This window comes from Streptomyces sp. JLBT605 (assembly GCF_058215555.1).
Genome location: NZ_CM177087.1, coordinates 715,306 through 727,900, shown reverse-complemented (window position 1 = coordinate 727,900; position 12,595 = coordinate 715,306). Strand labels below are relative to the sequence as shown.

The 12,595-nt window shown below is 74.2% G+C and carries 12 protein-coding genes and 1 pseudogene; 11 read left to right on the top strand and 2 right to left on the bottom strand.

Annotated features, from left to right (window positions below; translation table 11 throughout):
- Window positions 1–32: 32 nt before the first annotated feature.
- Window positions 33–686, bottom strand: coding sequence for a DUF1326 domain-containing protein (locus tag AC4BDD_RS03375; protein WP_490689461.1), 654 nt, complete (start codon window positions 684–686; stop codon window positions 33–35).
- 113 nt (window positions 687–799) lie between these two features.
- On the opposite strand from AC4BDD_RS03375, the gene AC4BDD_RS03370 reads away from it, so the two are divergent.
- Both AC4BDD_RS03370 and AC4BDD_RS03365 read left to right on the top strand, forming a co-directional pair.
- Complete coding sequence (locus AC4BDD_RS03370; RefSeq protein WP_490691638.1) at window positions 800–1,627, top strand: DUF2182 domain-containing protein; 828 nt, start codon at window positions 800–802, stop codon at window positions 1,625–1,627.
- A 192-nt stretch (window positions 1,628–1,819) separates the two neighbouring features.
- Window positions 1,820–2,932 carry a baeRF2 domain-containing protein gene (locus tag AC4BDD_RS03365; protein WP_490689460.1) on the top strand — a complete coding sequence of 371 codons (1,113 nt, stop codon included), beginning with the start codon at window positions 1,820–1,822 and terminating at the stop codon, window positions 2,930–2,932.
- Window positions 2,933–3,028: 96 nt separating this feature from the next.
- Here the strand turns inward: AC4BDD_RS03365 and AC4BDD_RS03360 are convergent, their stop codons facing one another.
- Window positions 3,029–3,892 (bottom strand): M24 family metallopeptidase, encoded by an 864-nt coding sequence (locus tag AC4BDD_RS03360; protein ID WP_490689459.1) that lies wholly within the window; start codon window positions 3,890–3,892, stop codon window positions 3,029–3,031.
- A 234-nt stretch (window positions 3,893–4,126) separates the two neighbouring features.
- On the opposite strand from AC4BDD_RS03360, the gene AC4BDD_RS03355 reads away from it, so the two are divergent.
- The 9 genes and pseudogenes from AC4BDD_RS03355 to AC4BDD_RS03315 all read left to right on the top strand — a co-directional run bounded on the left by AC4BDD_RS03355 (window position 4,127) and on the right by AC4BDD_RS03315 (window position 12,593).
- Window positions 4,127–4,996 (top strand): CoA transferase subunit A, encoded by an 870-nt coding sequence (locus AC4BDD_RS03355; protein ID WP_490689458.1) that lies wholly within the window; start codon window positions 4,127–4,129, stop codon window positions 4,994–4,996.
- Entirely contained in the window at window positions 4,993–5,751 is a 759-nt protein-coding gene (locus AC4BDD_RS03350; protein WP_490689457.1) for a CoA-transferase subunit beta, read from the top strand. The genes AC4BDD_RS03355 and AC4BDD_RS03350 overlap by 4 nt, the downstream gene beginning before the upstream one ends.
- Window positions 5,748–6,842, top strand: coding sequence for an NAD(P)H-dependent flavin oxidoreductase (locus tag AC4BDD_RS03345; RefSeq protein WP_490689456.1), 1,095 nt, complete (start codon window positions 5,748–5,750; stop codon window positions 6,840–6,842). Before AC4BDD_RS03350 ends, AC4BDD_RS03345 begins: the two co-directional genes overlap by 4 nt.
- Window positions 6,839–7,621 carry an SDR family oxidoreductase gene (locus AC4BDD_RS03340; protein ID WP_490689455.1) on the top strand — a complete coding sequence of 261 codons (783 nt, stop codon included), beginning with the start codon at window positions 6,839–6,841 and terminating at the stop codon, window positions 7,619–7,621. The genes AC4BDD_RS03345 and AC4BDD_RS03340 overlap by 4 nt, the downstream gene beginning before the upstream one ends.
- A 36-nt stretch (window positions 7,622–7,657) precedes the next feature.
- A complete protein-coding gene (locus AC4BDD_RS03335) occupies window positions 7,658–8,524 on the top strand; it encodes an enoyl-CoA hydratase family protein (RefSeq protein WP_490689454.1) in 867 nt (288 codons plus the stop codon).
- A complete protein-coding gene (locus tag AC4BDD_RS03330) occupies window positions 8,524–9,660 on the top strand; it encodes an acyl-CoA dehydrogenase family protein (protein WP_490689453.1) in 1,137 nt (378 codons plus the stop codon). Before AC4BDD_RS03335 ends, AC4BDD_RS03330 begins: the two co-directional genes overlap by 1 nt.
- Before the next feature lie 8 nt (window positions 9,661–9,668).
- Window positions 9,669–10,685 (top strand): acyl-CoA dehydrogenase family protein, encoded by a 1,017-nt coding sequence (locus AC4BDD_RS03325; RefSeq protein ID WP_490689452.1) that lies wholly within the window; start codon window positions 9,669–9,671, stop codon window positions 10,683–10,685.
- Window positions 10,682–11,569: pseudogene (locus AC4BDD_RS03320) on the top strand (enoyl-CoA hydratase); the annotation flags it as partial. The gene AC4BDD_RS03325 and the pseudogene AC4BDD_RS03320, both read left to right, overlap by 4 nt.
- 139 nt (window positions 11,570–11,708) lie before the next feature.
- On the top strand, window positions 11,709–12,593 hold the full coding sequence (locus tag AC4BDD_RS03315; RefSeq protein ID WP_490689451.1) for an SDR family oxidoreductase: 885 nt from the start codon (window positions 11,709–11,711) through the stop codon (window positions 12,591–12,593).
- The last annotated feature ends 2 nt before the right edge of the window (window positions 12,594–12,595 follow it).

Below are 12,595 nucleotides of genomic sequence, written 5' to 3'. Positions count from 1 at the left end.
GCAGCCGTCAGCCGTCGATGACGCGATCCCGCTCAGTCGGGTCCGGTCCAGTCGAACGGGATGTGCTTGCTGGCTTGTCCCTCCCGGCTCCAGGTGAACCCGAAGGCGTCTACCCGGTCGGCGGTCGACTTGCCCCAGGTCGCGATCTGGCCCGGTCCGGTCTCCAATCCGGGCAGGTTGTGGCCCTGTACCCGGGTGCCCTCCGGTGTGGTGGGGCCGGTCAGCGCCTCCGCGCCGGCTTCGACGCGGCCGGGGATCCGGACATGCCAGGACGCGAGGTCGTCGGCGACCTCGAACTCGATGGGGGCGGTCTCCATCCCCCGCATCTCGGGGTTGAACATGGGCACCATCTGGGCGGGCCAGCTTCCGGCCTCGCCGCCGAAGATCTTTGCGAGCGCCTCGCGCTGCGCGTCGTCGGCCCGCTCGTCGAGGAAGACGGCCGCGTACGCGTCGGAGTGCTCCGCCCAGACGTTGCCCACGAAGGACCCGAGCATGAGCACGTTCAGTCCGCTCAGCCGTACGTCGCCGTAGTGGCCCTCACGTATGTGCCAGGCCAGGACGCCGTCGCAGTCTCCGAAAGTGGGTGGCTGGGCGAAGGAGCACGGACAGGGCACATTGCACTTGCAGGTGTCGAACCAGTCGCCTTCGACGTGCCAGTCGGGGATGGTCGTTGCGGTTTCAGCCATCGCAGGTACCTCCTCGCGGCTCCCGAGGCTTCCCTTCCATCGTGCACCCCGGCTGCGCGGACCGGAACAGCGACTTTCGCGGCGAAATGTGATGTTCTGAGGTCATGCTGCGGATGCGCAGCCGGGTCGGTACCGTCGGTACGGCGGCGCCGCTACGGACGGGCAACCTGCTCCCCGTACGGGCTTTGGTGTACGCCTGGTCCCTGATGGTGCTGCTCGCGCTGGCGGCATGGCTGGTAACCGTGGAGCAGGCGCGGGACATGGGGGTCGAGCCCGGCACCATGGGCATGGGCCTGGTGCTGTTCCTGCTGCTCTGGCTCGCGATGATGATCGCGATGATGCTGCCGTCCGTGGCGCCGGTGGCGATCACCTGGGTCCGGGGGATCCGGCGCCAGACGACCGGCGCCGCCCGCGCCGCCCGCATCACTCAGTTCGCGGGCGGCTACTTCCTGGCATGGCTCGCCTTCGGCCTCCTGATCTACGCGGCCCTCGGCGCGACCGGAGACCTGGTCGACGCGCACCCCGGCGCCGGACGCCGGCTCGGCGCGGGCGCCTTCGCCCTCGCCGGCCTCCAGCAACTCGGCCCCCTGAAGGACATCTGCCTACGCCACTGCCGCAGCCCCATGGGCCAACTCGTCCGCTACGCGGGCTTCCACCGCTGGGCCCGCGACTTCCGCGTCGGCGCCCACCACGGCCTCTTCTGCGTCGGCTGCTGCTGGGGCCTGATGCTCATCCTCATCCCGCTGGGCGTCATGAACATCGCCGCGATGGCCGGGGTGGCCGCGGTCATCTTCGTGGAGAAGCTGTGGCGACAGGGCCCATACGTGGCGACGGCGGTGGGCATCGCCTTCCTGGCCCTGGCCGTCCTCACCCTCTTCGCCCCCTTCCAGGACTGGTTGCTACCGGGCCTCACACCGTCCGGCATGGACAGCATGGGCTGACTCGTCCTGTCGAAGGCGCTGCGGCCACGTCGTGGTCGCCCGCGTCGTGCGGGGACCGCGAGCGCATGCGAGCGTGGAAGGGGAGGTGCAGGGCCGAGCCCGGTCGCCCAGGGCGGAGGCGGCGCACCCCGGACCCGCCGTGGCGGACCCGGAAGCCGGCGGCCCTGGCTGACCGAAGGATGGAAGAGTGCGGTGAAGCTGTCGTTCCTCGACCGGCTGTACGAACAGCCGGGGCCCTGGGCCAGTGTGTACCTGGACACCTCCCAGGACATCGACGATCCGGAGCAGGCCATCGCGCTGCGGTGGCGGCACCTGCGGGAGGAGCTCGTCGCCGGTGGCGCGGACAGCGCGACCGTCGACGCCCTCGCGGAGGTGGTGGGTGCCGATCGTGAGGTGGCGGGGCGGCACGGGCAGGCGCTCTTCGCGGCACGGGGCCGACTGGTGCTGGTCGAGGAGCTGCCGCAACCGCCCTGGCCCGATACCGCGCGATTCGGCCCCCTGCCGCACGCGCTGCCGCTGGCGGTGCAGTACGCGCCGGACATTCCCTACCTGGCGGTCGCGCTCGAGCGCGTGGCTTCGGGGGAGGCGCACGGCCCCGAGGAGGAGGTGGTCGTCGAGGTGGAGAGCGGGCGCTGGCCCATGAGCCGGGTGGTCCCGGGCCCGTCGGACGTCCACCGGGTGGCGGCGGGCGACTGGCAGCAGCAGGTGCCGGGCCTCGCCCGGTACGTGGAGGAACTGGTCGCCCAGGCCGGCGCCGACGTGGTCGTGATCCGGGCCGACGCGGGCGACGAAGAGGAGCGCGGAGCGCTGGTCAACCGCCTCTCCGCGGGGGTGCGCGACCGGCTGCTCACCGTGCAGAGCATCGCCACCGCGGACGAGGTGCCGCCCCGGGCCGGCAGCGGCCGGGCCCTGTTGGAGCAGGAACTCAGTGGTCTGCTCGCCGGGCGCTTCAGCATCTTGGACCACGAGCGGCTGGATCGCTACCAGGCCCAGCGGGCACGCCATGGCGAGACGTCCGAGGGCATGACCGCGGTCGTCGCCGCCTTGCAGCGCGGTCAGGCCGACACGCTGCTGCTCAACGATCCGCTGCGGCTGCCGCCGCGCGTCTGGGCCGGTGCCGAGCCCACGCAGATCGCCCTGTCCTCCGAGGAGCTGCGGGCCTTCAGGGCTCCCGACATCCGGGAGGAACCCGCCCAGGAGGCGCTGCTGTGGTCCGCGGTGGGCACGGGCGCCGAGCTGCTGGTTGTGCCCGACGACACGCTGACCCTGCGCGACGGGGCCGGGGTACTGCTGCGCTATCCGTAGGGCCGCGCCGCGAGGGGTCGGCCACCGGCGCGGAGGGCTCACCTGGCGACTGCTGAGAACGAGAGCTCGGTGGCACGCCCCGCCGAGCGGGCGCGGTCAGCGGGCGGTGCCGTGCTGCCGGCGGCGTACGTGCGGCAGGTCGTCGTCGAGCCAGTAGGCGTCGTCCTCGGTGACCACCAGCAGCTCCTCGAACTTCAGCCCCACCTCGCGGAAGCCCACATGCGGCTCGACGGCCCACAGGCCGGGGGTGGGCGCGTGCCGGGAGGCGCGGCCGTCGGCCCACAGCGGCGAGCGACCGTGCAGCCGTTCGCTGATCAGCTCCCGGCCCAGGGTCTGCAGGGTGCGCACGCCGAAGCCGAAGACACTCACCCCGGCCGGGCCCCGGGCCGTCGTCCGGGTCACCTGATGGCCGATGACGCGGCCGGGGTAGACCTGGTGCCGGTTGTCGTAGCCGTGCCGGGCGATCAGCGCGTCCACCGCGGCGTAGATCTCGTCGAGCGGCCTGCGCAGCCGGACCTGTTCGACGATGAGCTCGCGGTAGGCGGGCAGGTCCAGCGCCATGCGCTCCCAGACCGGGTTCTCGCCGATCTTCCCGGCGTAGCCGATGTCGGCCGTGTAGCCGTCCACCACGGGCGCGCAGTCCAGGATGAAGGCCATCCCCTCCTCCAGGCGGCGCCCGCTGGGGAAGAACTGCAGCGGGGTGCGGAAGCGCCGGAAGGCGGTGCGGTCGCCGAACCAGGCGAAGGGGATGTGGAAGAAGTCCCGCACGCCCTCGGCGACCAGCTCCCGGCGCAGCCGGGCGGCGGCCTGACGCTCCGTCACCCCGGGCGCCAGCCAGTCGCCGACCCGCTCCGCGCAGCGGTAGGCGAGCCGCTGGACCTCGCGGAAGCGCTGGAGATCCCGCTCGTCGAAGGGGAAGGCCGGGCAGGGGCCGGCCTTGCGCCGGGGGGCGGTGCTCATGGTCTCGCCTTCGAGGAAAGGTGACGGCAGGGGAGGTCACCGCAGGCGGCCAGGGCCCTTCGGTGCCGGCTCCACAGTGCTGGCCCGCCGGAGGGAAGTCAACGCGGCCCGCTCCTCACCCATCGTGGTCGGAGCCTCGGTTTCTGACGACCCATTGGGAACCTAACAAACGCTTGGTAGCCTCACTGGAGGGTCTCCGCAGCGCGAGGGTCTCCAGAAGGGCGGCACCCCCTCATGACCGACAAGCGCATGACGCACGAGGAGGTCATCCGGCAGCTGGCCTCCGGCATGACCATCGGCATCGGCGGCTGGGGATCGCGCCGCAAACCGATGTCGCTGGTCCGCGCCATCCTCCGCTCCCCGCTCACCGACCTCACCGTCGTCAGCTACGGCGGCCCCGACGTCGGCCTGCTGTGCGCCGCCGGCAAGGTGCGCCGCCTGGTCTACGGCTTCGTCTCGCTCGACTCGATCCCCCTGGAACCGCACTTCCGGGCCGCCCGGCAGAGCGGCCGGATCGAGGTCACCGAATACGACGAGGGGATGCTCCAGGCCGGGCTGCAGGCCGCCGCGCAGCGCCTGCCGTTCCTGCCGGTGCGCGCCGGACTCGGCTCGGACGTGCTGCGCGTCAACCCCGGCCTGCGCACCGTCGCCTCCCCCTACCAGGACGGTGAGGAACTGGTCGCCGTCCCCGCGCTCCACCTCGACGCCGCCCTGGTCCACCTCAACCGCGCCGATGGAGCCGGCAACGCCCAGTACCTCGGCCCCGACCTCTACTTCGACGACCTGTACTGCGCCGCCGCGGACCGCGCCTTCGTCTCCTGCGAACGCCTCGTGCCCACTGGGGAGTTCGCCGCCGCCGACATCACCCGGCTGCGGATCCACCGATGGATGGTCACCGGTGTGGTCCAGGCCCCCGGCGGTGCCCACTTCACCTCCTGCGCGCCCGACTACGGCCGGGACGAGGACTTCCAGCGCGCCTACGCCCGCGCCGCGGGCGAGCCCGACACCTGGGACGCCTTCCGCCGGACCTTCCTGTCCGGGGACGAGGAGGACTACCGGCGGGCGGTCGCCGCCCGCGCCGCGCGGGCCGGGGGCGCGGCATGAGCGCCGTCACCCGGGCCGAGGTCTGCGTCACCGCCTGCGCCGATGCCTGGCGCGGTGACGGGGAGATCCTGGCCAGCCCGATGGGCGTCATCCCCGGCATCGGGGCCCGCCTCGCCCGCGCCGTCTTCGAACCCGCCCTGCTGCTCTCCGACGGCGAGGCGGCGCTGGTCGCGGGGGTCTGGGCGATCGACGCCGCGCCGCCGCCCACCGTCGAGGGCCACCTGCCCTTCCGGGCCGTCTTCGAGCTGCTGGCCGCCGGCCGCCGGCACGTCATGATGGGCCCCAGCCAGATCGACCGGCACGGCAACGCCAACATCTCCGCCATCGGCGACTTCCACCGCCCGCACCGGCAGCTGCTGGGCGTGCGCGGGGCACCGGGCAACACCGTCAACCACCCGACCAGCTACTGGGTGCGCCGGCACAGCCCCCGTACCTTCGTGGACCGCGTCGACGTGGTCTGTGGTGTGGGCCACGACAGCGCGGCCCGCGCCGGCCGCTCCGCCACCCGCTTCCACGAACTGCGCCGCGTCGTCACCGATCTGGCCGTGCTCGACTTCGGCGGCCCCGGCCACACCATGCGGCTGGTCTCCGTGCACCCCGGCACCACCGTCGAGGAGGTCACCGCCGCCACCGGATTCCCGCTGCACACCGCCGACCCCGTCACCGCGACCCGCACGCCCACCCCCGAGGAACTGCGCCTCATCCGCACCGTCATCGATCCGCGCGGGCTGCGCGAGCGGGAGGTGCCGGCATGAGCCACCCGGCACTGCGCACCGCCGCCTGCGCGCTGTTCGGCGTACGCCACCCGATCGTGCAGACCGGCATGGGCTGGGTCTCCGGGCCCGAACTCACCGCGGCCACCGCCGAGGCCGGCGGGCTCGGCATCCTGGCGAGCGCCACCCTCACCCTGGACGAGACCCGCGCCGCCGTCCGTGCCGTCCGGGAGCGCACCGACGCGCCCTTCGGCGTCAACCTGCGCGGCGACGCCCCGGACGTCGACGAACGCGCCCGGCTGCTGGTGCGGGAAGGGGTGCGGGTCGCCTCCTTCGCGCTCGCCCCCGGGGAGCGGACCATCCGCTCCCTGAAGGACGCCGGACTGGTCGTGGTCCCCTCCGTCGGCGCCCGCCGGCACGCCGAGAAGGTGCGGGACTGGGGCGTGGACGCGGTCATCGCGCAGGGCTGCGAGGGCGGCGGCCACACCGGCAGCGTGCCGACCTCCATCCTGCTGCCGCAGATCGTCGACGCGGTCGACATCCCCGTCATCGCCGCCGGCGGCTACCGCGACGGCCGCGGCCTGGTCGCCGCCCTCGCCCAGGGCGCCGTCGGCATCGCCATGGGCACCCGCTTCCTGCTCACCAGCGACTCCACCGTCCCCGACGGCGTCAAGGCCGAGTACCTGCGGCGCGGCGTCACCGACACAGTCGTCACCTCGGCGCTGGACGGGGTGGACCAGCGCGTACTGCGCACCGAACTCGTCGACCGGCTCGCCGACGGCGGCCCCCTCGGCCGGACCGCCCGCTCGGTGCGGCACGCCCTGGCCTTCGCCCGGATCTCCGGCAGCCGCCGCCGCGACCTGATCCGCGAGGGCCTCGCCATGCGCCGCAGCCGCGAACTCACCTGGGCCCAGCTGGTGATGGCCGCCAACACCCCCATGCTGCTGCGCGCCGCCATGGTCGAGGGCCGCATAGACCTCGGCACCCTCGCCAGCGGCCAGATCGCCGGCCTCATCGACGACCTGCCCAGCTGCGCCGAGCTGATGGAACGCATCGTCGCCGAGGCCACCGAGGTCCTCACCCGGCTCACCGCACCGCGCCCCGCCGCCACCCCCGGCCGAGGAGCCCCATGACCGCCGTCCCGCCCCGCCCGCACCCCGGACACCGGCTGCTGGCCGGCCGCACCGCCCTGATCACCGCCGCCGCCGGCACCGGCATCGGCTTCGCCACGGCCCGCCGCTTCGCCGAGGAGGGCGCCCGGGTCGCCATCAGCGACCGCCACGAGCGCCGTCTCGCCCAGGCGGCCGACCGGCTCGCCGGCCTCACCGGCCGCAGGCCGCCGGCGATCGTCGCCGACGTCACCTCGCAGGGCGACGTCCAGCGCATGTTCGACACCGCCGTCGCCGAGCTGGGTCACCTCGACATCGCCGTCCACAACGCCGGACTCGGCGGCACCGCCGAGCTGACCGAGATGACCGACGACCAGTGGCACACCGTGCTGGACGTCTCCTTGAACGGCACCTTCCGCTGCACCCGCGCGGCGCTGCGGCACATGGTGCCCCGCGGCACCGGCGTCATCGTCAACAACGCCTCCGTCATCGGCTGGCGCGCCCAGCGCGGCCAGGCCCACTACGCCGCCGCCAAGGCCGGGGTGATGGCCCTGACCCGCTGCGCCGCCGTCGAAGTGGGCCACCGCGGTGTGCGGGTCAACGCGGTCGCCCCCAGCATCGCCCGCCACCCGCACCTGGCGAAGACCACCAGTGAGGAGCTGCTGGACCGGCTCGCGCGCGACGAGGCGTTCGGCCGGGCCGCCGAACCCTGGGAGGTCGCCGACGTCATCGTCTTCCTCGCCAGCGACTACTCCTCGTACATGACCGGCGAGGTGGTGTCGGTCAGCAGCCGCCACCCCTGACCGGCCCGCACGGACCCACGACGAACAGGAGAGACGATGGGGGAGGGGACCACCGGCGGCGATGCCGACCGGACCACCGGCGGCGACGCCGACCGGACCACCGGCGGCGACGCCGACCGGACCACCGGCGGCGACGCCGGCCCGAGCATCCGCTGCCAGGTCGACCACGACGGCATCGCCGAGGTCGTCATCGACCACCCGCCGGTCAACGCGCTGCCCGTGGCCGGCTGGTACCGGCTCGCCGAAACGTTCTCCGGGCTCGGCGCCGACCCGGCCGTCCGGGTCGTGGTGCTGCGCGCCGCGGGCCGCGGCTTCAGCGCCGGCGTGGACCTCAAGGAGATCCAGGCGGACACCGGATTCACCGCCCTGATCGGGGCCAACCGCGGCTGCCACGCGGCCTTCTCCGCCGTCTACGACTGCGCGGTGCCGGTGATCGCCGCCGTGCACGGCTTCTGCCTCGGCGGCGGCATCGGCCTGGCCGGGAACGCGGACATCCTGATCGCCGCCGAGGACGCCGTCTTCGGGCTCCCCGAGGTCGACCGCGGAGCGCTCGGGGCCGCCACCCACCTCACCCGGCTCGTACCGCCGCACCGGGCCCGCGCCCTGATGTACACCGCGGCGACCGCCACCGCCGCCGAACTGCATGCCTTCGGCTCGGTGCTGGACGTCGTCCCCGCGGGCGAACTGCCCGGTCGCGCCCGGCGGATCGCCGCCGAGGTGGCCGCCAAGGACCCGGCCGTCATCCGCGCCGCCAAGGAGGCGTTCAACGGCATCGACCTGTGGGACGTCAAGCGGAGCTACCGCTTCGAGCAGGGCTTCACCTTCGAACTCAACCTCTCCGGCGTAGCCGACCGGGTCCGCGCCTCCTTCGGCGGCCTGCCGGGCACGGGCGGTGAGCGGTGATGGACCTCACCTGGAGCCCGGCGGAGGACGCCTTCCGCGCCGAGGCCCGCGGCTGGCTGACGGCCCATGTGCCCGCCCGGCCGCTGCCCTCCGGCGACACCCGGGAGGGCTTCGCCGCCCACCTGGAATGGGAGCGGCAGTTGCACGCCGACCGCTGGGCCGCCGTCTCCTGGCCCGAGGAGTACGGCGGGCGCGACGCCACGGTGTGGGAGTGGCTGATCTTCGAGGAGGAGTACCACCGGGCGGGCGCCCCGCAGCGCGTCACCCAGAACGGCATCTTCCTGCTCGCCCCCACCCTCTTCGCCTTCGGCACCCCCGAGCAGCGGCGGCGCCTCCTGCCGCGCATGGCGGCCGCCGAGGACCTGTGGTGCCAGGGTTGGTCGGAGCCCGGCGCGGGCAGCGACCTGGCGGCTCTGACCAGCCGCGCCGTACGCGACGAGACCGCCGGCGGCTGGCGGCTGACCGGCCAGAAGACCTGGACCACCCGCGGCGCCTTCTGCACCCACCTGTTCGGCCTGTTCCGCACCGACCCCACGGCCCCGCGCCACCGCGGCCTCACCTACTTCCTGGTGCCGCTGGACGCCCCCGGCGTGACCGTCCGCGGCTTCGAACGCCTCGACGGCGACGAGGGCTTCGCCGACGTCTTCTTCGACGACGTCCTCGTCGCGGACGCCGATGTGCTCGGCGGCGTCGGCGAGGGCTGGTCGGTGGCGATGGCCACCACCGGCTCCGAACGCGGCCTCACCCTGCGCTCACCCGGCCGGTTCCTGACCACCGCCGAGCGGCTGCTCGCCGAGGCCCGCCGCCGCCCCGGGCGCGCCGCCGCCCACCGCGACCGGCTGGTCCAGGCGTGGATCGACGCAGCCGCCTACCAGCTGTTCACCCTGGAGCAGGTCACGGCGATCGGCGAAGGCCACGCGATCGGCGCCGAGTCCAGCCTCACCAAGCTCTTCTGGTCCGAACTCGACATCCGGCTCCACGAGATCGCCCTCGACCTGCTCGGACCCGAGGCCGAACTGCACGGCCCGTGGTCCAAGGGATTCCTCTTCGCCCTCGCCGGACCCATCTACGCCGGCACCAACGAGATCCAGCGGAACATCGTCGCCGAGCGGCTCCTCGGCCTGCCCAGGAGGTGAGGGCGAGGATGCGACTGCGCATCGCCGAGGACGACGCGGCACTCCGTGACGCCGCCGCTTACGTCCTGGCCAAGGAGGTCACCGCGGAGACCGTCCGGGACGGCTGGCAGCGTCCAGGCCACGGATCCGTCGCCGCCGTCTGGCGCCGGCTGGCCGAGGTCGGCGTCACCGGCACCCTGGTGGCCGAAGCGGCCGGCGGCCTGGGCCTGGACGAGAACGCCCTGCCGCCGCTGCTGGAGGCGTTCGGCCACTGGGCCCTGCCGGTGCCCGTGGTGGAGACCGTCGCGGTGGCCGCGCCGCTGCTGGCCGCCGCCCGGGCGCCCCAGCTGCCGGACGTGCTGGCCGGGCGCCGGCTGGTGGCCATCGATCCGGACGGCTCCGGGCTGGTGCCCTTCGGCGGCTGCGCCGGGCTGCTGGTACTGCCCGCCGGCGACACCCTGCGGCTGTACGAGCGCGCCGAGGTGCGCGCCGAGGGCCTCGGCACCGTCGACGGCTCCCGGGCCATGGCCCGGGTGACCGCGCCACCCACCGGCGGCCTGCTGCTCTGCGAGGGCGCGCGGGCCCTGGCGGCGGCCCGGCGGCGCGGGGTGCTCGGCACCGCCGCGCTGCTCCTGGGACTCGGCGGGCGGATGCTGGAGCTGACCGTCGAACACGTCCGGCGGCGGGAGCAGTTCGGGGTGCCCGTCGGCTCCTTCCAGGCCGTCAAGCACGCCCTCGCCGACACCGCGCTGGCGCTGCGCTTCGCCCGCCCCGCCGTGCTCGCCGCCGGCTGGTCCCTGGCCACCGGCGACGACCAGGCCACCGTCCGCACCTCGATGGCGAAGGTGCTGGCCTCCGAGGCCGCCCGGAAGGCCGCCCGCACCGCCGTGCAGTGCCACGGCGCGACCGGCTGCACCACCGCCCACCCGCTCCATCTGTACGCCAAGCGGGCCTGGGCGCTGAGCGCGGCCTGGGGCGACCCCGCCGACCACCGCGCGCTGCTCGCCCGCGAGCTGCGCCTGACGCGAGAGGAAGCCCGCAGATGACCACCGACCCCGCCCCCGGGACGCGGACGGCGTCCGAGGACCCGGCGGACCGGGAGGCGATCGTCCGCTGGGAGCGCCACGGACCGGTCGCCGTGGTGACGATGAACCGGCCCCGGTACCGCAACGCGCAGAACTCCGCCATGACCTACGCGCTTGACGACGCCTTCTACCGGGCCGCCGCCGACCGGCACGTCAAGGTCGTCGTGCTCGCCGGGGCCGGGGAGCACTTCTCGGCCGGACACGACATCGGCAGCCCCGGGCGGGACACCGGCACCAGCTTCGACCGCCGCGCCGGACTGTGGTGGGACCACGTCGGCCGGCCCGGCGGCGAGAGCCGGTACGCCCGCGAGCAGGAGGTCTACCTCGGCATGTGCCGCCGCTGGCGGGAGCTGCCCAAGCCGGTCATCGCCCAGGTGCAGGGCGCCTGCGTGGCCGGCGGGCTGATGCTCGCCTGGGTGTGCGACCTGATCGTCGCCTCCGACGACGCGTTCTTCGCCGATCCGGTGGTGCGGATGGGCATCCCGGGCGTCGAGTACTTCGCCCACCCCTGGGTGATGGGCCCCCGCTTCGCGAAGGAGTTCCTCTTCCTGGGCGAACGCGTCCCCGCCGACCGCGCCCTGGCCATGGGCATGATCAACCGAGTGGTGCGGCGCGAGGCGCTGGCGGCGGAGGTGATGTCCCTGGCGACCCGGATCGCCGCCATGCCGGTGATGGGGCTGGCCCTGACCAAGAAGGCCGTCAACCAGGCCGAGGATCTGATGGGGCTGCAGACCGGCATGGACTCGGCGTTCGGCCTGCACCACTTCGCCCACGCCCACAACGCCGAAACGGGCAAGGACGCGCTCGCCGGCCACGACGCCCGCAGCATGCGCGACGCCGGGCGCACCGGCCACGACGCCGGGCGCGCCGGCGAGGATGCCGGGCGCGGAGCCGACGAGGCCCCACGCGCTGGTCAGGATGCCCAACGCGCCGCCGACGACGCCCGGCACGCCGGCCGGGATACCAAGGACTCGGGAGGGGCCGATGCCACCGACCAACTCGGCTGACGCCCGGGTCGCCGTGGTGACCGGCGCGGGTCAGGGCTTGGGCCGCGAACACGCCCTCGCCCTCGCCGCCGCGGGCACCCGGGTGCTGGTCAACGACATCGGCCCAGCGGCCGCCGCCGTCGCCGAGGAGATCACCGCGCTCGGCGGCACCGCCGTCGCCGACACCGGTGACGTGAGCGACTGGTCCTACGCCGAATCGCTCATCGGCACGGCGACAGCCGCGTTCGGCCGGCTCGACGCGCTGGTCAACAACGCGGGCATCAACCGCGACCGGATGCTGGTCTCGATGTCCGAGGAGGAGTGGGACCAGGTGCTGCGGGTGGACCTCAAGGGGCACTTCGCGCCGCTGCGGCACGCCGCGGCGTACTGGCGGCAGCGGAGCAAGCAGGGCCGGCCGGTGCCCGCGCCGCGCATCGTCAACACCACCTCCGGGGCAGGGCTGCTGGGCAGCGTCGGCCAGGGGAACTACGGCGCGGCCAAGGCCGGGATCGCGGCGCTCACCCGGATCGCGGCGGTGGAACTCGCCCGCTACGGCGTCACGGTGAACGCCATCGCGCCCGCCGCCCGGACGCCGATGACCGAGCGGGTCTTCGCCGAACGGATGCGGGCCCCGGAGTCCGGCTTCGACGCGATGCACCCCGGCAACGTCTCCCCACTGGTCGTCTGGCTCGCGGGCGCCGACTCCGGGGACGTCAGCGGCCAGGTGTTCGAGGTCGAGGGCGGCATGATCGGGCTCGCCGACGGCTGGCGCCCCGGCCCCCGGGCCACCCGCCAACGCCGCTGGACCCAGCAAGAGGTCGGCCCGGCCGTCCGCCGCCTGATCGCCCAGGCCCCGCCCCCGCCCCCGGTCTACGGCGCCTGAGC

Excerpts from the sequence above, each read along its gene's own strand:
- AC4BDD_RS03375 (WP_490689461.1), bottom strand. The coding sequence starts at position 686 with ATGGCTGAAACCGCAACGACCATCCCCGACTGGCACGTCGAAGGCGAC.
- AC4BDD_RS03350 (WP_490689457.1), top strand. The coding sequence starts at position 4,993 with ATGAGCGCCGTCACCCGGGCCGAGGTCTGCGTCACCGCCTGCGCCGAT.
- AC4BDD_RS03355 (WP_490689458.1), top strand. The coding sequence starts at position 4,127 with ATGACCGACAAGCGCATGACGCACGAGGAGGTCATCCGGCAGCTGGCC.
- AC4BDD_RS03330 (WP_490689453.1), top strand. The coding sequence starts at position 8,524 with ATGGACCTCACCTGGAGCCCGGCGGAGGACGCCTTCCGCGCCGAGGCC.
- AC4BDD_RS03345 (WP_490689456.1), top strand. The coding sequence starts at position 5,748 with ATGAGCCACCCGGCACTGCGCACCGCCGCCTGCGCGCTGTTCGGCGTA.
- AC4BDD_RS03315 (WP_490689451.1), top strand. The coding sequence starts at position 11,709 with ATGCCACCGACCAACTCGGCTGACGCCCGGGTCGCCGTGGTGACCGGC.
- AC4BDD_RS03370 (WP_490691638.1), top strand. The coding sequence starts at position 800 with ATGCGCAGCCGGGTCGGTACCGTCGGTACGGCGGCGCCGCTACGGACG.
- AC4BDD_RS03360 (WP_490689459.1), bottom strand. The coding sequence starts at position 3,892 with ATGAGCACCGCCCCCCGGCGCAAGGCCGGCCCCTGCCCGGCCTTCCCC.
- AC4BDD_RS03335 (WP_490689454.1), top strand. The coding sequence starts at position 7,658 with ATGGGGGAGGGGACCACCGGCGGCGATGCCGACCGGACCACCGGCGGC.
- AC4BDD_RS03340 (WP_490689455.1), top strand. The coding sequence starts at position 6,839 with ATGACCGCCGTCCCGCCCCGCCCGCACCCCGGACACCGGCTGCTGGCC.
- AC4BDD_RS03325 (WP_490689452.1), top strand. The coding sequence starts at position 9,669 with ATGCGACTGCGCATCGCCGAGGACGACGCGGCACTCCGTGACGCCGCC.